Origin of the sequence: Lentibacter algarum (assembly GCF_040580765.1) — a bacterium.
Lineage (GTDB): Bacteria > Pseudomonadota > Alphaproteobacteria > Rhodobacterales > Rhodobacteraceae > Lentibacter > Lentibacter algarum.
The window spans coordinates 1,893,174-1,916,541 of sequence record NZ_CP158687.1 but is presented as its reverse complement, the minus strand read 5'-3'; the positions used below and the strand labels follow the sequence as shown (position 1 = coordinate 1,916,541).

The following is a 23,368-nucleotide window of genomic DNA, read 5'->3' as shown; positions in this document are numbered from 1 at the left end:
CGTCAAACTGTTACACTAAAATGTCAAATGTCTTGGGTCGCGTGACTTAACCACACTTGAGCCTCGGGGGAAAGCCTTGGTGCAATGTTCTCATAACAGGCCTTGTGATAAAGATTGAGCCAGTTCCGCTCGTCAAGACTGAGCATCTCTGCGCAAATCAGCGCTCGTGCAATCGGCACATACGTGAGCGTCAGGAAGTCAAACATTGGGCGCGGATCGGCGCCCTCAAGTGTGCGGGCGTCTTGAACAACAATGAGATTTTCCAACCGGATGCCGAAGGCGCCCTCGCAGTAATACCCAGGCTCGTTGGAGAGGATCATACCAGCTTGAAGCGGCACATCGGAAACGCGGCTGAGCCTTTGTGGGCCTTCGTGGACGCAGAGATAAACCCCGACGCCATGCCCTGTGCCGTGATTGAAATCTTGTCCGGCGAGCCAGAGTGGATAGCGCGCGATTGCGTCGAGATCGCGGCCTGCGAGCCCTTTGGGGAAACGCAGCCGAGAGATTGCAATCATGCCTTGCAAGACACGCGTAAAGCAGCGCTTTTCTTCGGTTCCGACAGCGCCGATAGGCAATGTGCGCGTGATGTCGGTTGTGCCGTCAATATACTGTCCGCCGCTGTCCAACACGAGTAGCTGGCCTTCTTTAAGCGGGGCATTTGTCTCTTCTGTGACGCGGTAGTGCATGATGGCGCCGTGCGGGCCAGTGCCTGCGATGGTTTCAAAGCTGATATCAAGCAAATCATTGGTGGCGTAACGGGCCTCTTCGAGGCGTTTGACCACATCTATCTCTGTGAGCGAGCCGATCGGCTGGGCGTCAAACCATGTGAGAAATTCGACGACAGCGGCGGCATCGCGCAGATGCGCCTCTTGAGTACCCTCAATTTCGGCAGATGTTTTGCAAGCTTTGGGCAGAATGCAGGGATCGTCGCCCCACGACAGGATTGCGTTGCCCTCGGCAAGCTCTTGGACGACTTTAATGGGTGCGGTTTTGCGATCGACGCGCACAGTGCCTTGGAGGGAATGGAGCGTTGGCTCGAGCGCCGAGGTTGGCCGTAGTTTGATTTCTGGGCCGAGGTGGGCGCGCAACATGTCGTCTATTTTCTTTGGATCGGCAAAAAGCGTCACGTGACCCGTGTCAAAGAGAATGGCGAAGGCATGCGGCACGGGATTGCGTGGAATATCGCTGCCGCGGATGTTGAGTAGCCATGCGATAGAATCGGGCAGGGTGATCACGGCGGCGGACTGGCCCGTAGCGCGTAGGGCTTTGGCAAGTCTGGCCCGTTTCGAAGCATGTGCCTCGCCTGCAAGTGCTTCGGGGTAGGGCGCGATCGGCCCAAGCGGCGGCGCGGGCTGATCAGGCCATATTTTGTCAACAAGGTTGGCACTGGCGCGAAAGCTGAACCCTTTTTTGGCGAGGCTTGCCTCGAGGTCTTCGATTTCACTCGCGACGTGGAGCCACGGATCATAGGCGATGACCCCGCCTTGGGGCAGCTCTTGGGCAAGCCAGTCTTTAAGCGCAGTTTCGGGCCATGGCACAGGCGTAAAGACAGCCAGATCGACCTGCTCTTTGACTTGTGTGCGATAGCGGCCGTCGATGAAGACCCCCGCGCTGTCCTTGAGGACGGCAGCAAAGCCGGCAGAGCCTGTAAAGCCTGTGAGCCAAGACAAGCGCTCATCATGGGGCGCACAATATTCACCTTGGTGGGCATCGGCACGGGGTACGAGAAAGCCTACGACACTTTCTTTGGTCATGCGGTTGCGAAGCTCCGTCAGGCGGATCTTTCCCTGACTTGGATCGGCGCGGTTTTCAAAACTTTGGAACATAATTTGTCTCCCAACTTGTGAGAGAGACTAAGGGGGAACGCCGCGTGGGGGAAGAGGCGGGATCGAATTTTGCGATGCAAAATCAGACCGACGATACGGCCATCCTCCTCGTGAGCCACGAGGATATTTGGGACAGAAAAAACCCGATACGGTGTCGGACCTGAGCCTAGCTGGCGCGCTTGATGCCGAGGAAGCGCGCACGTGCACGCGGGTCCGTATCAAAGAGGGAGGCGAGCTGTTCTGTCATGGCACCGGCAAGCTGCTCTACATCTGTGATGGTCACCGCGCGGTTATAATAGCGCGTGACATCATGGCCGATGCCGATTGCGAGCAGTTCGACTGCGCGTTTTTTCTCGACCATGGCAATGACATCGCGCAGGTGTTTCTCGAGGTAGTTCGCGGGATTGACTGACAGAGTGGAGTCATCCACTGGCGCGCCATCGGAAATCACCATGAGGATTTTACGCGCCTCTGAGCGGCGAGACATGCGGCGGTGCGCCCATTCGAGGGCTTCACCGTCGATGTTTTCTTTGAGGAGGCCTTCTTTCATCATCAGACCCAAGTTGTCGCGCGAGCGGCGCCAAGGGCTGTCGGCGTGCTTGTAGATGATATGGCGCAGGTCATTGAGGCGGCCTGGCTGTTGGGGACGGCCGTCAGCAAGCCATTTTTCGCGTGCGAGCCCGCCTTTCCAAGCGCGCGTGGTGAACCCTAGAATTTCGACTTTCACAGAGCAGCGTTCAAGCGTGCGGGCGAGAACGTCAGCACATATAGCTGCAATTGAGATCGGGCGGCCGCGCATGGAGCCTGAATTGTCTATCAGCAGCGTCACAACAGTGTCGCGGAATTCGGTGTCTTGCTCGACTTTGAAGCTGAGCGGTGTTGTTGGGTTTGAGATGACCCGTGCCAAGCGACCAGCATCGAGGATGCCTTCTTCCTCGTCAAAGGACCAAGAGCGATTTTGTTGCGCCTGCAAGCGGCGCTGAAGCTTGTTTGCGAGACGGCTGACAGCGCCTTTCAGCGGCTCAAGCTGTTGGTCGAGATAAGCGCGCAGGCGTTCGAGCTCGGCGGGCTCGGCAAGCTCTTCGGCGAGAATTTCTTCGTCGTTGCTCGCGTCATAGACCAGATAGTTGGGGTCTGCATCTGAGCTTGGCTGTGGGGGCGGCGGCTCAAGTGGGGCTTCGCCATCAGGCATATCTGCCTCATCGCCAAGCTCTTCATCGGCCATCTCATCCATCGAGACTTGCGCCTCGGCAGCGTCTTGGGTCTCTTCTTGGGATTGCTCTGGGCTGGCCTCGGACTCATCCTCTTGGGCGTCGTCCTGCCCCGTGCTATCTGGCTGATCCTCGTCTTGCTCTGCTTCGTCCTGACTTTCGTCGCTTTCCTCATCGGGGGCGTCTGGATCATCGCCAAGCTGGTCGGCATAGCCAAGATCTGAGATGACACGGCGGGCGAAGCGGGCAAAATCCTGCTGGCTTGCGAGGCGTTCTGAGACGTCTTCGAGCGCGTCGCCGGCTTGTTCTTCCATGAAGCCTTGCCAAAGCTCCATCACATTGCGCGCGCCTGCAGGCAAATCGCGCCCTGTGGCGAGGTGGCGTACGAGGTAGCCTGCGGCTGTCGCGAGGGAGGCGTCGGCGCGGTCGGTTATTTCGGCATAGCCTGCGCGACGGGCGTCTTCGGCGATCTTGGCATCAATGTTGCCTGCCGTCCCCGGCATATCGCGCGCGCCCATCGCTTCGCAGCGCGCGGTTTCCATCGCTTCGTAAATTTCGCGAGCCAAGTCGCCTGCAGGAGCGTAGCGGGCATGGGTGGCTGTGTCGTGATACTTATGTTTGAGGGCCAAAGCATCCGCTGTACCGCGAGCGAGCAAGACTTCATCGCGGGTCATGCGGCGGGAGACTTGCGGCAGCCGCATTGTGTCGCCCGACATGCCAGAAGGATCGACCGAATAGCTGACCGTCAGATCGGAGTCGTTCGCCAAGACTTTAGTGGCCTCGGCGAGGGCTTTTTTGAAAGGATCTGCTGGGTTATCGGATGGCTTTGACATCTCTTGTGCTTAGCCCAAGCTTACGCTTGCAGCACTTTCTGGCAGCTCTTCATCAAACAAGCGCTGGTAGAACTCTGCAACCGTTTGGCGCTCAAGTTCGTCACATTTATTGAGGAACGTCAGGCGGAAGGCATAGCCGACATTGCGGAAAATCTCTGCGTTCTGAGCCCATGCGATTACGGTGCGTGGCGACATGACCGTGGACAGGTCACCGTTCATAAAGGCCGTGCGGGTGAGATCTGCGACTTGAACCATGTGCTTGATGGTTTTGCGGCCAGCATCCGTGTTGTAATGCGGGTTTTTGGCCAAGATGATCTGGGTTTCAGCATCGATCGAGAGATAGTTCAGCGTGGCGACAAGCGACCAACGGTCCATCTGGCCTTGGTTGATCTGCTGTGTGCCGTGGTAGAGGCCTGTCGTGTCGCCGAGACCAACAGTGTTGGCGGTGGCGAAGAGGCGGAAGTATGGATTGGGTGTGATAACTTCGTTTTGGTCAAGCAGTGTCAGCTTCCCATCCACTTCCAGAACCCGCTGGATCACGAACATGACATCAGCGCGGCCAGCATCATATTCGTCAAAGACGATGGCTGTCGGGTTGCGCAGCGCCCACGGCAGAATACCTTCCTGAAACTCGGTGACTTGCTTGCCATCGCGCAGCTTGATGGCGTCTTTGCCAATCAGGTCGATACGGGAGATGTGGCTGTCGAGGTTCACGCGCACACAAGGCCAGTTGAGCTGGCTTGCGACTTGTTCGATGTGGGTGGATTTACCTGTGCCGTGGTAGCCTTGGATCATTACGCGGCGATTGTGAGAAAAGCCTGCAAGGATCGCCAGCGTTGTGTCTGGGTCAAACTTGTAGGTGCTGTCCATGTCAGGCACGCGTGAGGTGCGCTCAGCGAAGGCGGGCACAGTCATATCGGTGTCGATGCCGAAGACATCACGCACAGAAAGTTTCTCGGTTGGTTTTGCGTTAATGTCGATCATACCGTCCGCCATAGCCGGATTCCTTCATATCTCGAAAATGTTGTAGTTGTGGTGCAACAATTTCGGGGCGAGGGCAAGGCCAAGCCAGAAGATTGCCACTCTGGAATACGGAATTGGGAGAGCTGGCTCTATGGGGGTGTGTTACGAGGTGTTCACGCGAAGGTGCGCAGGCTTGAGCTGCCAAGTGATTGGGTTTGACGTATGATAGACGTGAATATGCGAAGGAGCAGTGCGTTATGAAAAGACGGTTGTTTATGGTCACAGCGCTTGGCGCAGCTGCGGGACTGCCGTTTGTGCGTGCGGCGGCTTCAAAAGAGTTTGACATCAGGCGCAGCGATGCAGAGTGGCGCGCAATGCTCACGCCCTTGCAATACAAGGTGATGCGCCAAGAGGGCACAGAGCGTGCTGGGTCTTCGCCTCTCGATAAAGTCTATGATGCAGGCATGTATCATTGCCGCGGCTGTGACCTTCCTGTTTATAGTTCAGCGCATAAATATGACAGTGGCACTGGCTGGCCGAGCTTTTACAAAGCGCTTCCCGAAGCGATTGAAACCAAGACAGACTATAAGATGATCTATCCGCGCACCGAATGTCACTGCCGCCGCTGTGGCAGCCACTTTGGCCATATATTTGATGATGGACCAAAGCCGACAGGCAAGCGGCATTGTCTCAATGGAGTGAGCTTGGTCTTTAAGGCCGCCTGACACTGAAATTGTGTAAAATCTGCACAAACGCCTCGCAAAAGCTGCGGGGCGTTTCTTGTTTTATCAGGGAGACAAGACAAGGAGAGCAGATATGGACGGTATCGAACTTATGAGAAAGCAGAACTGGAAGCTGCGAGGGGCTATGGCAGCTGGCGTGGGGGCGGCAGGGGGGCTTGTCTCAGTGGGCAGTCTGATCGGCTTTGGGAATATGGTCACAAGACACCTTGAGGCGCCCGTCTTTGTTGTGGCTGCCGTCTTTAGCGCGGGGCTGGCGGGCTTTTTACTCGGTCCGCTGATGGGGCGCGAGGGCTGGCGCGGGGTGGTGGTGTCGTTTGTTGCTTTTTTGATGGCGACCGTCCTGGCAGCCTATCTTGCTGGTTTCATGGCTTTGCCACTTTACAACCTAGGCCTCGTCACCCTCTGGCTGACGCTTCACTTTCTCACGCCTTTTGCGCTCTTGTGGATTGCGCTCTGCGCCGGCTTGCACTGGTCAGCGGGCAGGCTGCGCCGCCGCTTCACTTGAAGCTGCGGCTCACGTTGATCTGATCCCACGCCCATACGACTTCTTGGAGCTGCTCTTCTTGAGAGCGGTCGCCGCCGTTCATATCGGGGTGAAGCACTTTGATGAGCTTTTTGTAAGCCTTGCGAATCTCGGCCTTGGACCAATGGTCTTTGGCTTCCAAGATCTCGATGGCGCGTCGCTCTGTTGGTGGCAAACGGCGTGAGCCGCCGCCGCCTTTGCCCGGGTTCTTTGTCGCGTTTGCGCCAAGCACCTGATGAGGATCTTCGATACCGAGGCGTGCCCATGCGCGGGCCTCAGGATCTCCGATCGGCTTGGTTTCGCGCTCCCAGACTTTATCCTTGGACATCTGAGCGTTCATTTCGGCTTCTGTTGTGCCGTCAAAGAAGTTCCACTTCAGATTATACTCGCGAATGTGCTCTTTGCAGAACCATAGATATTCATCGAGCACATCAGGCGCACGGGGCGCGCGGAACTTGCCGGCTTCTTCGCAGCCTGCGTGCTCACACTGGCGTGTAGAGGTTTCTGACGCGCCAGACATGCCGCGGCGGCCACGTGGATTTTTCTTTTTGGCGGATGACACAGACATGTCAAAACCGAAAGGATCGTGTTTGGGCATGGGAACTCTCTTTTCGCGACTGGCTTAGCACTCTAGTGTGTTTGAAACTGGGGGAAAGAGGAAAGAGCGTAAAAAATGAATATGGAAGCAAAAATTCGTGAAGCCCTTACGGCAGCTTTCGAGGCCGAGACGCTCGATGTGATCAATGAGTCGCGTTTGCACAGTGGGCATGCTGGCGATGATGGCTCTGGAGAGAGTCACTTTCGAGTTCGAATGAAGGCGGCTGGCTTTGAGGCGATGAGCCGAGTTGCGCGTCACCGTGCTGTGCATGCGGCTTTAGGGCCACTCAACGAACAGATTCACGCGTTGGCTTTGGAACTGTCCTGATCGTCATCTAAAGACTCGGCTTCGACGGGCTCGGGCAGGGTCTCAAAGAACTGTGAGGGCGCAGTGTCTTCCCATACAGGCGGGGGCGCGGGTGTAAATTCTTCGGCGGCCTCTTGGACTTTTTTGCGAAAGACGAGCACAGAGCGGTAAACCACATTCGTGGATCTAAATCCTGAACGCTCTTCGCTTGGCAAAGTTTCAGCGCGCACAAACTCCCAACCTTCGTGTGCTTTTGAATTCATAAGCTCTTGAAGAGAATTGGCAAAACGGTCTTCATGTGACTTGATGCCTTTGGCCTTGAGGCCTTTGCGTGGTGCGGAGATAACTTTGTATTCGTACACTTTGTAACCCTTTTTGCAGCTCATGACGCGGCTTGACCCTAACAGGCACACGCGGCAGTTTCCATTATTTGTATTTGTTTAGCTCTTGTGGCGGATGCCCATAGGGCGACCAACGAAGCTTGGGATGGGGAGTTTGGCGTGCGCTGCGCGCATCGTCTTGAATGTCTCAAGAATATCTGCGGGCATGGACGCGACCCTTGGACCTGATTGGTCAATGTGCAGGCACATCCCTTCTCCGCCAGCAGACACCCACCCATCCTCATGGATGAGTTCTTGGCAGAAGTGGATAGACTTGTCATTCATATCAAGTACTTGGAAGGTTGCGCGCAAACGGTCTCCCTCGTGAACTTCGCGTATGTAGTGCATGTGATATTCGGCGGAGTAGGTCGTGTGACCTGTCCGAGTGAGATAGTCACCACCAAAGCCGATCTCGTGCCAGAGTGCGTCAACGCCCAAATCCATGAGGACATTGTAATAGGCCATATTGAGATGCCCATTAAAGTCGATCCACTCTGGGCGCACGACCATTGGCTCGGAGATAAACGGCTTGGTCATTGTCGGGCTCAGCCGCCCAGCTTGGCTTGGACCAAATCGTTCACAGCCTTTGGGTTTGCCTTGCCGCCTGTGGCTTTCATGACCTGACCAACAAACCAGCCTGCGAGCTTAGGGTTTTCGCGTGCCTTTTCGACCTGAGCGGGGTTGGCCGCGATGATCTCGTCCAGTGCGGTCTCGATGGCGCCTGTGTCTGTGACCTGCTTCATGCCGCGGGTCTCAACGATTTCGGCGGGGTCGCCGCCTTCGGTATAGACGATCTCGAAGAGGTCTTTGGCAATTTTTCCCGATATCGTGTCGGCTGCGATCAGGTCGATGATCCCGCCGAGTTGGGCAGGCGAGACAGGGCTTTCGCTGATGTCTTTGTCTTCATCTTTTTTGAGGCGACCAAAGAGCTCGTTGATAACCCAATTTGCGGCTGTTTTGCCGTCGCGGCCTGCGGCCACCTCTTCAAAGTAGGTTGCGTTTTGAACTTCGGCTGTGAGCACCGAAGCGTCATATTCTGTAAGGCCATAGTCTGACATAAAGCGTGCGCGTTTCGCGTCTGGCAGCTCGGGCAGGGAGGCAGCGATCTCATCGACCCATGATTGCTCAATCTCAAGCGGCATCAAGTCTGGATCAGGGAAGTAGCGGTAATCATGCGCTTCTTCTTTGGAGCGCATGGAGCGTGTTTCGCCTTTGTCTGGATCGTAGAGGCGCGTTTCTTGTGTGACTTCTCCGTCTTCTTCAAGGATTTTGATCTGGCGACGCGCTTCATAGTCGATCGCTTGCTGGATGAAACGCATCGAGTTCATGTTTTTGATTTCACAGCGGGTGCCGAGGTGGCTGAAGTCTTGCGTTGCCATGTATTTTTCATGCTGACCTGCGCGGCAGACCGATACGTTGACATCGGCGCGCAGGTTTCCGTTTTGCATGTTGCCATCGCATGTGCCGAGGTAGCGTAGAATCTGACGCAGCTTGACGACATAGGCGGCGGCCTCTTCTGGGCTGCGAATATCTGGGCGCGAGACGATTTCCATCAGCGCAACGCCTGTGCGGTTGAGATCGACGAAAGACATGTTCGGATCCATGTCGTGGATCGATTTGCCTGCATCTTGCTCAAGGTGAATGCGCTCGACGCGCACAAGACGGGCCACACCAGGGGCCATATCCACAAGGATCTCGCCTTCACCCACGATGGGCTCATAGAGTTGGCTGATCTGATAGCCTTGCGGCAAATCTGGGTAGAAATAGTTTTTGCGGTCAAACGCTGATTTGAGGTGAATTTCGGCCTTTAGGCCAAGGCCCGTGCGCACGGCCTGTTCGACGCAGAACTCGTTGATGACAGGCAACATGCCAGGCATGGCAGCGTCAACAAAGGCTACGTTAGAGTTTGGCTCGGCACCAAACAGCGTTGAAGCGCCAGAAAACAGCTTTGACTTGGAGCTGACCTGCGCATGGACTTCCATGCCGATCACAAGTTCCCAGTCGTATTTCGCGCCCGCGATCACTTTGGGCTGCGGTGTTTCATAGGCCAGATCCAGCATTGCCTCGTCCTTTATGCGTCTCATGCAAATTCGAGGTCGGTTCTAGGCCAGCCTTAGGGGCGGGGCAAGGGGGAGTTAGGCTTGAGGGGAAAGTGTGAGCCCACCTTTGCCAAACTCAAGGATTTTGCCGCTGATGATATCGCTTTTGAAGTGACTTGCGATGGCATTGAGTGCGGTGTCGCGTCCTTTGCGTAAAAGTGCGCCTCGCGGCGGCAGGTATGTTCCGGGGGTTGGGCCAAGATCGGCTTCGGCCCAGAGGAGCGGATGAAGCTCGCGCAGGTTTTCCCGCAGGATGTGATCAAACATCGAATGAATGTTCTGACGCACTTCACGCACGATATCTGGCGCTTCGACAGGTGTGCGCACTGGCGACATCGTAATGCCTGTATATGCGGCCAAGAGATTAGCGATATGTTGGTCGGGTTGAAGATAAAGAATATCGCGCAGGCCATCGAGGAAGAAGTCGATATCCAATGCGCGTGCAGCACCTTGATCAACCCTCAGGGCATCAAGAAACACCCATGTGTAGCCGCCGTTGCCCCAAAACTTGCTGCACCGCGCCGCTGTGCGACGGGCTTCGAGGTCGAGCGCATCATAAGAGCCGAACCAGCGCGGCAACAGAAAATTGCCTAAGCTGCGCATCGGTGCGGTGTTGGCTGGGTTAAGATCAATGAGACGCTCATAGGCATCGGCAATATGCATGGCGGGCTGCGGTTTTGCCACAACAAGCGAACATTGCGCCGCCGCCAGAAGCGGTGAGGCGAGGGCCGTGCGGGAGAAGCTGTCGAGAATGTCTCTTGCGCGTTCAAAATGTGCTTCAAAAAGAGCGAGGTTGCGCGCGGGAATTTCATGAGACCAGTTTGAGCCACGCCACGCCCAGCCGATATCCATGTGTGCTTGCGCAACGATTTCGGCGATGGCGTAGTCATCAGGGAATTCAAACAGAATGTCTTCGAGGGCTTCTATTCCCGCCAGGCCTGGCGTGAACCCGTCTGCAATGGCGTGCTCTGTCGCCAGCACCACATCTGTTCGGGCACCTAGGCTGAGCAGATCAGCGTGGGGCATGCCGCAGTGGGTCGCGACTTTGCGGTTGTCAGCGGCGCGGATCAGACGGCTGAGTTCCTCCCAGCGCTCCTGACGCGCGAGAAACTGACCACGATCCTGAATGCGCACGCGTGTGCTTTCTTCTGGAGGCTCGACTGCTGTCGGGATCAGAAGTTGTTCTTGCAAGCGGCTGGCAAGCTGGCGCTGTGTTGTTTCAACGGGGGTGTCTGTGCTGCCAGAACGCTTTGCGCGGGGCAGAAGCGCAAGGTTTTGGCGGGCTTGTGCCGCCAGTTCTGGAAGGTTTGACAGAAGTGCCATATTGATTCGTTCCCATATCAGGCCCCCTTTGTGTCGACGCAATCGGGCTAAAACAGGGCAATTGCGGGTTGGATTTCGGGAAAACTAGGCAAGATTTAGTGGACTGTGCAGGCCTCGGAAACAATCACTCGTGTCTGAGCGAAAAGATTGCCAAAGAGGGTCTAATCGGCTTAAGACCCAAAGAATGTTTGCTGCCAAGTTTCATAGTGTTTTGTGTGTGGGTCTGTTGCTTGTTTTGAGTAAGGGCGTTGCTTTTGCGTCTGAGACCCTTCCCGTTGGGGATGTTGCTGCGGAGCTTTCTGCGCAAACGATGGCCTTGATCGCCCCCAGCGGGGAAGAGACCGAAGGCTCTGTTCAAGATCACGTTCGTGCCCCTGGCCCCGAGTTTGCCAAGATACGGCCTCAGGCGCGCAAGGCGTCATACTCCACTGCTAGTGATGCGCGTCTGGCCCAGATCAGGCCAAAAGGCCGACCCTATGAGTTTGCCTTGCCCCATACGCGGTGGGAGCACCGCTCGGGCCATAAAGACTGGACGACAACCGCGATGAAGGCGGTCTTGTCCCATGGCAAGCCTTTGACGAAGACTGTGCCCAATGACTACCGTGACTGGTGCCCTGCCTACGCAGAGAATGACGAATTCCGCCGTGCGATGTTCTGGGTTGGCTTTATGTCGGCTTTGGCCAAGCACGAGAGCACCTACCGGGCTGATGCAGTGGGTGGCGGCGGGCTCTGGTATGGCTTGCTCCAGATTTTGCCGTCGACAGCGCGGCTATACAAATGTCAGGCCAAGACGGGCGAAGCGCTCAAGGATGGTGGGCTTAACTTGAGCTGTGCCACCCGGATTATGAGCAAGACGGTTGCGCGCGATCAAGTGATCCATGGATTTTTTCCTGAAAAGAAGCGTAAGTATCAGGGTGTGACCCAAGACTGGGGGCCGATGCATTCGTCTGCGAAGCGCGCGGAAATGGCAGCATGGACGCGCAAGCAAGCCTACTGTGTCTCGCATAAAAGCCTACGCCCGAAAGCGCGCCCTGAGGATCTTTTGGCGCAAAACGAAGGCTGATCAGCCAATAAGTGAAAAGTGGTGTCGCTCAGTTGGGATGCCCAATGCGCGCAACTCAGCCTCAAGGGCTTCAGGGGGCGGTGTGCAGGCATGTGGTAGACGCAGCTTGCGATTGTCTTTCAGAAAGAGCGTGACCTTAACGGAAAGATCAAGCCGTGTGTCAAACCGCGCGCGCAGGATCAGGCCAACGGGCATTTCATCGGTCAGCCTTGGCGTGCTCCAGCGCATATGCGTTTCTGTGAGCTCAAATGTGCTGATAGGGTTTTGGACCGCCTCCCAAAGGGCAGGCAGCGTGAACAGCGCCAAAAATGCCGCGATATAGAGATTGAGATCAATCATCCAAACAAGCCCAATCAGGACCGCATAGACGCCAGCAAGTGTAAGCAGGGCGGCAGGGGAGCGTCCATAGGAGGTGTGCTTCATAGGCAAGCTCATTTGCCACCCGATACCAATGACTGCCACTTTCCTAGAGGGCGCTGCACTGGCTCAGCCTTCCAAGATACGCGTGACCATTTCGGTTGTATCACGACTGAGATCATTTGTTGAAAGGATGCGCGTCAATTGGGCTTTTGCAAGGCTTCGGCGCGTATCGTCATACCGTGCGAAGGTCTGAAAGGCGGTGCACATCCGTGCGGTTGTCTGTGGGTTAAGCGCGTCGAGCTTGATAAGCCAGTCTGCGAGCAGTGCATATCCCCGCCCTGAGCTGTGGTGAAAGCCTGCGTGGTTCATGGTCAGCGCCCCAAAGACCGCGCGGAAGCGGTTTGGGTTTTTCGGGGTAAAGAGGGGATGCGCTGTTAAAGCTTCGGCGACATCTGCCGCTTTTTCGGGCTTGGCCAAAGCCACTTGGGCCGCGAACCACTTGTCCATCACCAAGCGGTCCCCTTTCCAGAGCTGGAAAAAATTCTCGGCTTCGTCGGTGCCTGTGTCTTGTCCCAAAAGGGCGTTGAGTGCAGCGAGCTTCAGGGTCATGTTGTCGGCGGTCTTGAATTGTGCGCGCGCCTGCGCACCACCGTCCATACGTGTAAGCATATAGAGAATGCGCCCGTTGAGCGCACGTTTGCCCGCGCCTGTTGCGTCAGGAACAAACGGCCCATCAACGGTTGTGTCAGCGTAGAGCCGTGGCAGGCTGTCGGCCAGCTCTTGAGCAAGACTTTGCGCCATTGTCTCGCTGGCGTCATAGATGGCTTGCGGATCAGGCGTATGGCCTTGGGCATGCAAAGTTGCGGCGAGATCATCTTGGCCAATAGGCTGGAGGACAAGCGCGCGGAACGCGGGATCAAGGCTGTCGTCGCGCGCAACACGCACAACGGCGTCAAGGAATGCTGTATCGGGCGCGGCGCCTGTTGTGACGCTGGCGATGAGGCTGGCGCGGCGCAGGGCTTGGCCCGCTTCCCATTTGTTGAAGGGATCAGTGTCATGCGCCAGCAGGAAGGCGCGCTCTGCATTGCTGCGCTCGTGCTCCAGAACAACGGGCGCAGAAAAGTCGCGCAGGATTGAAGCTACAGGCTTTGAGGCGAGGCCCTCAAAGGAAAAGCTCTGCTGACGCTTTGTCATTTCGAGCAAAGTTGTGGGCTGCACCTCGTCGCCATTTGGGCCGAGCAAGCCAACGGCGATGGGAATGACTCGTGGCTTCTTTTGAGGCTGACCAGGTGTGGGCGGCGTTTCTTGTTTAAATGTAAGTGTATAGCGCCCGTCTTTGAACTTGTCGGTGACGGTAAGGCGAGGCGTGCCAGCGGAGCTATACCAGCGCTTGAAGCGCTTCAAGTTGCGGCCAGTGACCTCTTCAAACACGTTCAACCAGTCCTCAATCGTGGCGGCGTCGCCATCGTGGCGGGTGAAATAGAGATCAAGCGCTTTGTAATAGTCTTCATCGCCGACAAGTCGCTTGAGCATGCCGATGACTTCTGCGCCTTTCTCATAGACGGTGGCTGTGTAGAAGTTGTTGATCTCAACGAAGCTCTCGGGGCGCACAGGGTGGGCCAGCGGGCCGCCATCTTCGCGGAACTGGCGGCCGCGCAGATCGATCACATCTGAGATGCGCTTGACAGGAGCGGAGCGCAGATCGGAGGTGAACTGGCTGTCGCGATAGACAGTGAGCCCCTCCTTGAGGCAGAGCTGGAACCAGTCACGACATGTTATGCGGTTGCCTGTCCAGTTGTGGAAATACTCATGCGCAATGATGGCTTCGATGCGCTCGAAATTGTCATCTGTGCTGGTCTCTGGGCTGGCGAGTACGCAGGAGGAATTGAATATATTGAGGCCTTTGTTTTCCATTGCGCCCATGTTGAAGTCGTCAACCGCGACGATATTGAAGATATCAAGGTCGTACTCGCGACCATAGACCTCTTCATCCCATGTCATTGACGCTTTGAGCGCTTGCATGCCAAAGGCGCATTTGTCCTCATCGCCTTTGCGCACCCAGATGTTCAGCTCAACATCGCGGCCTGACTGGGTTTTGAAGTTGTCTGGATGGTTCACGAGATCGCCGGCAACGAGAGCAAAGAGATAAGCGGGCTTGGGCCACGGGTCATGCCACTCGGCAAAGCCTGTACCAGCGTCGCCTTTGTTGCCATTTGACAAAAGAACTGGCTCTGAGCCCTCGACGCGCACCGTGAACGTGCTCATCACGTCTGGGCGGTCTGGGTAGTATGTGATTTTGCGGAAGCCCTCAGCTTCGCACTGCGTGCAATACATGCCGTTGGACATGTAGAGGCCCTCAAGCGCGGTGTTTGTTTCAGGGCTGATTTCGACTTCGCTCTCCCACACAAACGGGCCAACGGGTACATCCGCTGTCAGACCTTTCGGTGTGATTTTGGGCGGTATCGTTGCGCCGTCGATCGCAGCACTGATGAGTGTGAGATTTTCGCCATGTAGAAAGAACTCTTGAGGTGGAACATCAGGATTGGGCACGAAGCGGATACGACTTTTCACCCGCGTTTTGGTTGGATGCAGAGCGAACGTCAGATGCACCTCTTCCACAGTCCAGCCAAAAGGTGTGTAGTCTTTGAGGTAGATGGTTTCGGCGCTCGTCTGGCTCATGGGAAGCTCCTGTCCTGCAGTTGTGCAGACGGTAAGCGCGCCAGCGCGGAGCTTCAATAGGGCATCCTATATTGGCAGTTGCATTGTCTTGAAAATCCTGAAGGTTTTTCTGTTCGTCTTGAACATCCGAAAGATTGCGCCTTGAGCGCTTCGCGCGTTACAAGGTTCTTGGAGAAATTTAGCAAGATAGGGCGTGTCATGACACAGCGGGTAGAGCGAGCAGGGCTTTCAGTGGATGCGGAGTTGGCGCAGTTTGTGGATACGGTTGCTTTGCCTGACACAGGCGTGGCGGCCGACAGTTTTTGGGCTGGTTTTGCAGCAATGCTCGCAGACTTGACGCCTAAAAACCGTGCTCTCTTGGAGAAGCGCGAGAGCTTGCAGGCCCAGATTGATGCTTGGCATATCGCGCATCGTGGCAAGCCGCATGATCACGCCGCCTACAAGGCCTTTTTGCATGAAGTTGGGTATTTGCTCACTGAGGGCCCTGATTTCGAGATCGATACGCAGAATGTTGACCCTGAGATCGCCTCGATCCCTGGGCCACAACTTGTGGTTCCAATCACCAATGCCCGTTATGCCCTCAATGCTGCCAATGCGCGCTGGGGCAGCTTGTATGACGTTCTCTATGGCACGGATGCTATGGGCTCGATGCCACCTGCCGGTGGATATGAGCGCGGGCGCGGTGCGCGGGTCGTGGCGCGGGCGCGCGTGTTTTTGGACGACACTTTTCCTGTTGAGGGCACATCTCATGCAGATGCGCGGCGCTATCATGTTCAGGATGGGCGGCTCCTTGTTGATGAACGGCCGCTCCAAAGCCCTGAAAAGTTCGTGGGCTATACGGGGAACCCGAAGGCGCCTGACAGTGTTTTACTGAAGAACAATGGCTTGCACGTCGAACTGGTATTCGATCGCGCCCATCCGATTGGCAGCCATGATCAGGCCTTGCTGGCCGATGTGCAGCTTGAAAGCGCTTTGTCGGCGATTATGGATTGCGAAGATTCTGTTGCCTGTGTGGACGGGGAAGACAAGACGCTGGCGTATTCCAATTGGCTGGGCTTGATGAAGGGTGATCTTAGCGCCGATATCGAAAAAGGTGGCAAAACGGTCAGCCGTCGCCTTGTTGATGACCGCGAATATACTGCGCCTGACGGGGGCAAGCTTGTGCTGAAGGGGCGCGCATTGATGTGGGTGCGCAATGTTGGGCATTTGATGACCAACCCAGCGATTCTTGACGCGCAAGGAGACGAAGTATTTGAAGGGCTGATGGACGCTGCGATCACCACCATGATTGCGATGCATGACCTCAAGCGTGACAGCGGCAACTCGGTACACGGCTCAGTCTATATCGTAAAACCCAAGATGCACGGGCCAGAGGAAGTCGCCTTTGCGGATGAGATATTTAGCCGGGTTGAGGGCTTGCTCGGATTGCCCGCCAATACCGTGAAAATCGGTGTGATGGACGAAGAGCGACGCACCTCTGTGAACCTCAAAGAATGCATCCGCGCCGCGAAATCGAGAGTTGCTTTCATCAACACAGGTTTTCTTGACCGCACGGGCGATGAAATTCATACCTCGATGGAAGCAGGGCCGTTTAGCCGCAAGGACTTTATCAAACGCAAAGGTTGGATCGGGGCATATGAAAACCTCAATGTCGATATCGGCCTTGAGTGTGGCCTGTCTGGTAAAGCGCAAATCGGAAAGGGGATGTGGGCGATGCCCGATCTCATGGCGGCAATGATGGAGCAGAAGATCGAGCACCCGAAAGCGGGAGCAACCTGTGCTTGGGTTCCATCACCCACCGCGGCGACTCTGCACGCGTTGCACTATCACAAGGTAGATGTGCTTGCCGTGCAAGCGAAGCTGCGCAAGGGCGGGCGACGCGCACATGTGGACGGAATTCTGGATATTCCGCTTGCGACTTATCGCAGATGGACCAAAGAGCAGATCAGCCGCGAAGTGGAAAACAACGCACAGGGAATTCTGGGCTATGTGGTGCGCTGGGTTGACCAAGGAGTGGGCTGCTCCAAAGTGCCTGACATCAACGATGTAGGGCTGATGGAAGACCGCGCGACCTGCCGTATTTCGGCTCAGGGGCTCGCCAACTGGCTGCATCATTCGGTTGTAGATGCTCAGGAAGTTATGGCTGCAATGCGCAAAATGGCTGCTGTTGTAGATGCACAGAACGCCGGTGACCCAGCCTACAAGCCAATGGCACCAAGCTTTGATGGGATAGCGTTTCAAGCGGCCTGTGATTTGGTCTTTAAGGGGCGCACACAGCCGTCAGGGTATACTGAGCCTGTCTTGCACGCGCGCCGCCTTGAATTGAAGGCTTCGATTTAAGCTAAAGCACGTACGGCAACAGCAAAGGCACGCGCCTCTTCGGAGGCGCTGCCAAGCTGGGCTTTAGCCTCGAATACATCTTTGAAATCAATCTCAGGAAACAGCTCCGAAGCGGCCTCTGCTAAGGTTTTTCCCGTGCTCATGACGCTTGCGCAAAGCTCTTTGGTTTTGAGCTGTGCTTCGGGGCGTGGCATTGCGTTGGCCAGCGCAAAAGACAAAGCCTCAGCAAAGATCAGGCCTTTGCCACTGTGAAGAGTCGCGTTCATTTGCTCCGTGTTGGGGGTGAACGCCGCGGCCATGCGCTCTGCATGGCCAAGCGCGGCACCTGTGCCGAGCACGAGCTGTGGAACGGTGAGCCATTCGGTGATCCATGCGCCGCCGTCGCGCTGCTGGGCGTGTTGGGCGCTGGCTTGCAGACTTGAATTGAGCGCTGTGACATGGGTCGCTAAGGCTGTGATCACACCTGCGGAAACGGGATTTTGCTTTTGGGGCATGGTTGAGGAGCTGCCCGAACCGCCAAGTGTCACTTCGGCAAGCTCTGTCATGGTAAATTCTGAAAGGTCCGCCGCCATTTTACCCAGAGCATTGGCTAGGCGTGTCGCCCAAGACGCCAGTTTGACGATGGGGGTTCTGTCACTGTGCCAGCTGTGCGCGGGATCATGAAGTCCGAGTGCCGTTGCAAGTGCGGCGCGTGTTTCGCCTGCTTTGGGGCCAAGCGCGCTGCTTGTGCCTGCCGCGCCCGAGAGGGAGACCCAAAAAGCAGTATCGCGGGTGGCCTCAAATTCTGCTGCGAGTGTGAGCAGTGGGTGCCCCCAAGCGGCGACGACCGCACCGAAGCTTGTTGGGGTGGCGTGTTGTCCCCAAGTGCGGCCCGCTATCGGCGTTTCGCTATGTTTTTCAGCGAGATCCGCAAGGTTTGTAAGGTGTTGCTTCAGCGTGGTTTGGATGTAATCAAACGCGCGCTTGAGGCGCAGCATGAGGGCCGTATCAAGAATATCTTGAGAGGTGGCTCCCCAGTGCAAATATTGTGCGTGTTCAGGGGCCTCCAAGGTTTTGCGGAGGGCGGCGAGAAAAGCAGGAATACTGACGCCGTTTTGCGCGGTTGCGGCGGCCAGCCCTGAGGGATCAATCTGAACTTCCATCGCTGCACGATGTAAGAATGCACCGCTGATCTCCGGGATGACGCCAAGTGTCCCTTGGACTTTGGCCAGAGCACCTTCTACGAGCAGAAGCGCGCGCATCTCGGCGCTGTCGGTGAAGAGGGCGGCTAGTTCGCCAGTGTCAAAGAGTTTGGCGAGGTGCTGGCTGTCAAAGGCGGAAGCGGCCATCAGATATGTCCGATCTTTGAAAGGAATGTGGTGAGCAAGGCAGCGTAAGCTTCGGGCTGTTCAACGCACGGCAGATGTCCTGCGCGGCGGATAATTTCAAAGCGCGAGCCCGGAATAAGCGCGGCGGTTTCAGCCACAAGATCAGGCGGCGTGGAGCCATCTTCTGAGCCTGCAATCGCCAATGTAGGAAGGCGTAGGCCTGAGGTCGGCGTGATAAAGTCTGTGCCTGCAATGGCGGCAGAACAGCCGATATAGCCCTCTTTTGGCTGTCGAATGAGCATATTGCGCCATGCGGTAAACTCTGGCGTTTCACGAAAGGCGGGGGCAAACCAGCGCTCAAGGATACTGTCTGACAAGGCCTCTATCCCGCCCGCCTTTACGGCTTCGATTCGATCTTGCCACATCTCGCGCGTACCGATCTTGGCACCTGTATTGGACAGCACCATGGCACGCATCAAATCAAGGCGTTTCACGGCCAACCCTTGGGCAATCATCCCACCAATTGAAAGCCCGACAAAGACGCAGTCTTTCACGGCCAAATAATCTAGCAGACTTTCGACGTCGCGCACCAATGTGCCCATCGAATAGGGGGCAGCAGGGCAGTCAGACAGGCCGTGGCCACGCTTATCATAGCGAATGAGGCGTAGGCCTTTGGGGAGATGTGGCAGCACGGAATCCCATAGGCGCAAGTCCGTTCCAAGGGAATTTGCGAAAACAACGACAGGTCCAGATTTGGGGCCTTCGTCTTTGTAGTGGAGGCGGATATCGCCGAGGTCGGCTATCTTCATGTGCATGTCTCCGCAGCTTGGCGCTTTTGGGGCCTTAATCAGGGTGAAGAGGTTATAAACGGCCCCTATGGCCAAGTATAGGCCAGAGCGTCGCGTATTGAAGCTCAGTCTAAATAGGCCAGCGCCTTTTGAAAGACTGAAACATCGACATTCCCACCTGTGGTGACAGCGATGAGTGTGGATGCATTGGTCTTTTCTGCGTGAAAGAGCGCAGCCGCAAGGCCGACAGCGCCGCCGGGTTCGACGACTATTTTGAGACGCTGGAAAGCATGAGCCATGGCTTTGAGCGCTTCTTCTTCTGTTACGACAATTCCTGAGCCGCAATGCGCTGCCATGATTGGGAAGGTCATATCGCCCGGCTGTGGTGTGATGATCGCGTCACAGAGAGAACCGGTAAGCTTCTCATTGCGTTCGATTTTGCCTGAGGCCAGCGAGCGTGTCACATCGTCAAACCCCTCTGGTTCACACGGGCGCACCTTGAAACTGGGGGCTTCTGCCGCGAGCGCGAGGGCGATTCCCGAGGTGAGCCCGCCACCGCCACAACAGACCAGTACGTCTGCGTCTTGTACGCCGAGGTCTGCGGCTTGAGCGGCGATCTCTAGCCCTGTCGTGCCTTGGCCTGCGATAACAAGTGGCTCGTCATAGGGCTTGATTAGGGTAAGGCCACGCTGTTTCGCGAGGGTCGCGCCGATCTCGTCACGGTCCTCCGTCGCGCGGTCGTAAAGGACAACTTCCGCGCCAAGGGCGCGTGTGTTTTCGATTTTGAGGCGGGGAGCATCCGATGGCATGATAATCACCGAGCTGACACCATGAAGGGCTGCTGCGTAGGCAACGCCTTGGGCGTGATTGCCCGAAGAGAAAGCGATCACGCCGTTTTTCCGCTGATCTTCGGGCAGGCCAGACAGGGCCGACCAGCCGCCGCGAAACTTGAAAGAGCCAGTGTGCTGAAGGCATTCGGCTTTGACAAACACGGGCTTGCCCGCGATCTCGTCAAGAAAGGGCGACGAGAGGAGGGGAGTTCGGCGCGCGTGACCTTCAAGGCGAATGGCTGCGGCGCGGATCATATCGATATTCATAGGCGTTTCGTCCATTGAAGCAGCGCTTCAAGCGCTGCGGGTTCGTCTAAGTAGGGCACATGGCCACGGTCAGGGACCACGGCGGCGATCATATCGGGGCGACGTTCGCGCATTTGCGAGAAGGTTGTTTCACTTAGCAGGTTGGAGTTTGCTCCACGCAATGCGCAGAGGGGCAAATCTGAGAGTGTCTCAAAGAGTGGCCAGAGATCGGGCAGATCCGCGTCAAGTGCAGCAAGAACACCTTGACGTAGGGCTGGATCGTAATTGAGTTCTAGTCCGGTATCGCCTTGGGTAAACAGCCGAGAAATTTCTTCACGAAAGCGAATGGTCGGGACGTTATCAAAGCCTTGTGCAAGGTCGGGCCAAACTTTCAGAAGGCTGTCAAAGTCCTTGAAGTTGGGCTTTTTACCAATCACGAGCGCAATCTTTTCAAGGCCTTGGCGAGCAAGCACTGGCCCGACATCATTGAGCGCCACACCAAGCAGGCGCGGTTTGGCCATGGCCGAGAGTGTCATAGCGATAAGCCCGCCACGAGATGTTCCCAAAACCGCCGCTTGTGACAGCGCCAGGTGATCCATAAGTTCGAGCACGTCACGGCCCTCAATGAGCGGTGTATAGGTGCTTGGATCGGCCCAGTCCGACAACCCGCGACCGCGGTAATCCAGCCGGATAAGCCGCATATGGGCGAGGTGCGGTGCCACAAAGTCAAAGTCGCGCACCGTGCGTGTGAGGCCAGACAGGCAGAGGAGGGGCGTGCCCACTCCCTCGTCTTCATAATGAAGCGATAGCCCGTCTGATGTCTGGAACTTAGGCATTGTTGCGCTCAGCGACCAGTTCAGGCAGTTCTTTCAAGTCACTCAAGATATGCTTGGGCTTGCCAGAGAGGCGATCCATGGGCAGGCCCGTGCGGTTAACCCAGACGGTTTCAAAACCGAACGATGTTGCGCAGGAGGCGTCCCAGCCGTTGGAGGATACAAAGATCACCTCATTTGGCTTAGCGCCCAACACTGTTTCAACCAGCTGATAAACTTTGCCCGAGGGTTTGAAAACGCCAACATCTTGGACCGAGAGCACGGCGTCAAACTGGCCTGATAAGCCAGCGGATGAGACCGCACCATTGAGCATATCGGGCGATCCATTGGACAGGATTGCCGTTTGAAGCCCTGCTGCGCGCAATCGTTGCAGCATCTCAGGGACTTCGGCAAAGGCTGAGAGGGACCAATAGAGCTGCAACAGCCGCTCACGCAGATCGGGATTGCCGTGGAGGCCTGTCGCTTCGAGCGCCCAGTCAAGTCCATCGCCCGTCACTTGCCAGAAGTCTGTATGATCGCCTGTCACGGCGCGAAGCCAAGTGTAATTGAGCTGTTTGTCGCGCCAAAGCGCGGCAAGGGTTTGCCACTTGTCGGCCAACTCTGGAAAGGCGGGTTCTGCGGCGGCTTCGCGGGCCGCGGCGGTGACGTCAAATAGAGTTCCATAGGCATCAAAGACGCAGGCTTTTGTAGACATCACATTCTCCCTTGGTGACTTCGCAAAACACTGGGGGAGGGGATAGGAAAGGTCAATGCGCTGGGTGTTTGCATTCAGGAGATTTGACGTTTAGTTTATTTGCGAGCCTGAGAACCTGCGCAGCTGGCGCGGCCTCTAAATTCATTTCCCCCAAATAGAACTGGACACGCTATGAGCGAAGTAAAAAGCGGTGATACCGTACGCATTCACTATACTGGAACCCTGAGCGACGGATCTGTTTTTGATTCGAGCCAAGGCAATGATCCACTGGAGTTTGTGGTTGGCTCAGGCCAGATTATTCCAGGCCTTGATGTTGCGCTTCCTGGAATGAAAGTCGGTGATGAGAAGCGTGTCGAGATTGCCTCGGAAGATGCTTATGGCCCCCATCACGCCGAAGCGCGCCAAGCTGTTCCCCGCACAGAAATTCCTGCTGATATTCCTCTTGAGGTTGGTTTGCAGCTTCAAGCCAAGAACGAGCGCGGCGAAATTATGCCGCTTACAGTTGCGGAGATTACGGATGAAACAGTTGTTCTAGATGCCAATCATCCGTTGGCAGGCAAAGATCTGACATTTGAGATTGAACTCGTGTCCGTCAACTAAACTGTTTTGGGCGGGTTTGAAACAAAACCCGCCCAAGTCTCTCGAAACCTTGATTGGTGAGTGAGACCCTCTTTGCGCTATGTCATGATTAGCGAAAGCGTGAAGGAGAAGCCCATGTGGCGCATCATAACATTTGTCATACTCATGCTTACGGGCTTTGCAGCATCGGCTGGGGCCGAGGAGCGAAGACTTGTTGTTGTTGAGCTCTTCACCTCGCAGGGCTGTTCGAGTTGTCCGCCAGCTGACGCATTTTTGCATGAGCTTGCAAAGCGCGACGATGTCCTCGCGCTTGGGATGCATGTTGATTATTGGGATTATATTGGCTGGAAAGATGTTTTTGGTCAGAAGGCACATTCCGAGCGTCAGCGCGCTTATGCTCATGTTGGTGGGCGTCGCTCCGTTTACACGCCTCAGATGATTGTTCAGGGTGAGCAGCACGTTGTCGGAAACCACCCCGTCGAGGTGAACAGCTTGATAAAGCGTCATCAAGCGCAAGCGGGTAAGGCGAGCCTGACTGTGGTTCGCGACGCGGGAAAGCTGCGTATCTCGGCGCAGGCGCAAGGTGTGGCGCAGCCTGTGGCTGTGCTTATGGTCCGCTATATGCCGCAAGGCGTGACCCAAATCCAAAAGGGTGAAAATGCGGGCCGAGAGATTGCCTACGCGAATATTGTCACGGAGATCAAAGTACTCGATATCTGGGATATGAAGAGCCCGTTTGAGACAAGTGAGCGCGCGAGTGGTTCCGAAAAAACGGCAATTATCTTGCAAACACGCGGTCACGGACCAATTTTGGCAGCGGCACGCGCAGACTGAAACGAAATCG

At 56.1% G+C, this 23,368-nt stretch carries 22 protein-coding genes; 7 read left to right on the top strand and 15 right to left on the bottom strand.

The features are described 5' to 3' along the window. Positions 1-23: 23 nt before the first annotated feature. The 3 genes from DSM117340_RS09350 to cobS form a co-directional block, all read right to left on the bottom strand. Positions 24-1,826: an aminopeptidase P family protein gene (locus DSM117340_RS09350; RefSeq protein WP_089889994.1), complete on the bottom strand. Its 1,803-nt coding sequence runs from the start codon at positions 1,824-1,826 to the stop codon at positions 24-26. Positions 1,827-1,992: 166 nt separating this feature from the next. Further along, complete coding sequence (cobT, locus tag DSM117340_RS09345; RefSeq protein ID WP_089889997.1) at positions 1,993-3,870, bottom strand: cobaltochelatase subunit CobT; 1,878 nt, start codon at positions 3,868-3,870, stop codon at positions 1,993-1,995. A 9-nt stretch (positions 3,871-3,879) separates the two neighbouring features. Then, positions 3,880-4,866: a cobaltochelatase subunit CobS gene (cobS, locus tag DSM117340_RS09340; RefSeq protein ID WP_089890000.1), complete on the bottom strand. Its 987-nt coding sequence runs from the start codon at positions 4,864-4,866 to the stop codon at positions 3,880-3,882. Positions 4,867-5,090: 224 nt separating this feature from the next. Here cobS and msrB point away from each other — a divergent pair, with 224 nt between their 5' ends. Together msrB and DSM117340_RS09330 are read left to right on the top strand one after the other, a co-directional pair. Next, entirely contained in the window at positions 5,091-5,558 is a 468-nt protein-coding gene (msrB, locus tag DSM117340_RS09335; protein ID WP_089890002.1) for a peptide-methionine (R)-S-oxide reductase MsrB, read from the top strand. A gap of 91 nt (positions 5,559-5,649) precedes the next feature. Continuing rightward, positions 5,650-6,081, top strand: a complete 432-nt coding sequence (locus DSM117340_RS09330) for a hypothetical protein (RefSeq protein ID WP_089890005.1) — start codon at positions 5,650-5,652, stop codon at positions 6,079-6,081. On the opposite strand, the gene DSM117340_RS09325 is transcribed toward DSM117340_RS09330, so the two are convergent. Next, a complete protein-coding gene (locus tag DSM117340_RS09325; RefSeq protein ID WP_089890008.1) occupies positions 6,074-6,697 on the bottom strand; it encodes a DnaJ domain-containing protein in 624 nt (207 codons plus the stop codon). The two genes, DSM117340_RS09330 and DSM117340_RS09325, sit on opposite strands and share 8 nt — an antisense overlap. Before the next feature lie 75 nt (positions 6,698-6,772). Here DSM117340_RS09325 and DSM117340_RS09320 point away from each other — a divergent pair, with 75 nt between their 5' ends. Further along, positions 6,773-7,024 carry a BolA family protein gene (locus DSM117340_RS09320; protein WP_089890011.1) on the top strand — a complete coding sequence of 84 codons (252 nt, stop codon included), beginning with the start codon at positions 6,773-6,775 and terminating at the stop codon, positions 7,022-7,024. Here DSM117340_RS09320 and DSM117340_RS09315 read toward each other — a convergent pair. The 4 genes from DSM117340_RS09315 to DSM117340_RS09300 all read right to left on the bottom strand — a co-directional run bounded on the left by DSM117340_RS09315 (position 6,997) and on the right by DSM117340_RS09300 (position 10,805). Then, complete coding sequence (locus DSM117340_RS09315) at positions 6,997-7,365, bottom strand: DUF4177 domain-containing protein (RefSeq protein WP_354689581.1); 369 nt, start codon at positions 7,363-7,365, stop codon at positions 6,997-6,999. The genes DSM117340_RS09320 and DSM117340_RS09315 overlap by 28 nt on opposite strands. Positions 7,366-7,443: 78 nt before the next feature. Beyond that, positions 7,444-7,920 carry a thioesterase family protein gene (locus DSM117340_RS09310; protein WP_089890016.1) on the bottom strand — a complete coding sequence of 159 codons (477 nt, stop codon included), beginning with the start codon at positions 7,918-7,920 and terminating at the stop codon, positions 7,444-7,446. Between the two features lie 8 nt (positions 7,921-7,928). Next, positions 7,929-9,443: an Asp-tRNA(Asn)/Glu-tRNA(Gln) amidotransferase subunit GatB gene (gatB, locus tag DSM117340_RS09305; RefSeq protein ID WP_354689580.1), complete on the bottom strand. Its 1,515-nt coding sequence runs from the start codon at positions 9,441-9,443 to the stop codon at positions 7,929-7,931. A 75-nt stretch (positions 9,444-9,518) separates the two neighbouring features. Beyond that, a complete protein-coding gene (locus DSM117340_RS09300; RefSeq protein ID WP_271437230.1) occupies positions 9,519-10,805 on the bottom strand; it encodes a hypothetical protein in 1,287 nt (428 codons plus the stop codon). Positions 10,806-10,989: 184 nt separating this feature from the next. Here DSM117340_RS09300 and DSM117340_RS09295 point away from each other — a divergent pair, with 184 nt between their 5' ends. Continuing rightward, positions 10,990-11,868, top strand: coding sequence for a transglycosylase SLT domain-containing protein (locus DSM117340_RS09295; protein ID WP_245724401.1), 879 nt, complete (start codon positions 10,990-10,992; stop codon positions 11,866-11,868). Here the strand turns inward: DSM117340_RS09295 and DSM117340_RS09290 are convergent, their stop codons facing one another. Together DSM117340_RS09290 and pepN are read right to left on the bottom strand one after the other, a co-directional pair. Continuing rightward, positions 11,869-12,291: a hypothetical protein gene (locus DSM117340_RS09290; RefSeq protein ID WP_245724402.1), complete on the bottom strand. Its 423-nt coding sequence runs from the start codon at positions 12,289-12,291 to the stop codon at positions 11,869-11,871. A gap of 63 nt (positions 12,292-12,354) precedes the next feature. Then, entirely contained in the window at positions 12,355-14,907 is a 2,553-nt protein-coding gene (gene pepN, locus DSM117340_RS09285) for an aminopeptidase N (RefSeq protein WP_089890029.1), read from the bottom strand. 198 nt (positions 14,908-15,105) lie between these two features. Here pepN and DSM117340_RS09280 point away from each other — a divergent pair, with 198 nt between their 5' ends. After that, a complete protein-coding gene (locus DSM117340_RS09280; RefSeq protein ID WP_089890032.1) occupies positions 15,106-17,247 on the top strand; it encodes a malate synthase G in 2,142 nt (713 codons plus the stop codon). Here the strand turns inward: DSM117340_RS09280 and DSM117340_RS09275 are convergent. The 5 genes from DSM117340_RS09275 to DSM117340_RS09255 all read right to left on the bottom strand — a co-directional run bounded on the left by DSM117340_RS09275 (position 17,244) and on the right by DSM117340_RS09255 (position 21,945). Continuing rightward, the gene (locus DSM117340_RS09275) at positions 17,244-18,575 is read right to left on the bottom strand and encodes a lyase family protein (protein WP_089890035.1); all 1,332 of its coding nucleotides are present in this window, start codon (positions 18,573-18,575) and stop codon (positions 17,244-17,246) included. The genes DSM117340_RS09280 and DSM117340_RS09275 overlap by 4 nt on opposite strands. After that, on the bottom strand, positions 18,575-19,363 hold the full coding sequence (gene pcaD, locus DSM117340_RS09270; protein ID WP_089890037.1) for a 3-oxoadipate enol-lactonase: 789 nt from the start codon (positions 19,361-19,363) through the stop codon (positions 18,575-18,577). Before pcaD ends, DSM117340_RS09275 begins: the two co-directional genes overlap by 1 nt. 104 nt (positions 19,364-19,467) lie before the next feature. Beyond that, positions 19,468-20,439, bottom strand: a complete 972-nt coding sequence (locus DSM117340_RS09265) for a threonine/serine dehydratase (protein ID WP_089891551.1) — start codon at positions 20,437-20,439, stop codon at positions 19,468-19,470. Next, entirely contained in the window at positions 20,436-21,254 is an 819-nt protein-coding gene (locus DSM117340_RS09260) for an alpha/beta hydrolase (RefSeq protein WP_089890040.1), read from the bottom strand. Before DSM117340_RS09260 ends, DSM117340_RS09265 begins: the two co-directional genes overlap by 4 nt. After that, on the bottom strand, positions 21,247-21,945 hold the full coding sequence (locus tag DSM117340_RS09255; RefSeq protein WP_089890043.1) for a haloacid dehalogenase type II: 699 nt from the start codon (positions 21,943-21,945) through the stop codon (positions 21,247-21,249). Before DSM117340_RS09255 ends, DSM117340_RS09260 begins: the two co-directional genes overlap by 8 nt. A gap of 171 nt (positions 21,946-22,116) precedes the next feature. Here DSM117340_RS09255 and DSM117340_RS09250 point away from each other — a divergent pair, with 171 nt between their 5' ends. Both DSM117340_RS09250 and DSM117340_RS09245 read left to right on the top strand, forming a co-directional pair. Next, a complete protein-coding gene (locus DSM117340_RS09250) occupies positions 22,117-22,545 on the top strand; it encodes a peptidylprolyl isomerase (RefSeq protein ID WP_089890046.1) in 429 nt (142 codons plus the stop codon). Positions 22,546-22,659: 114 nt separating this feature from the next. Beyond that, positions 22,660-23,358, top strand: coding sequence for a DUF1223 domain-containing protein (locus DSM117340_RS09245; RefSeq protein ID WP_089890049.1), 699 nt, complete (start codon positions 22,660-22,662; stop codon positions 23,356-23,358). Positions 23,359-23,368 lie beyond the last annotated feature (10 nt).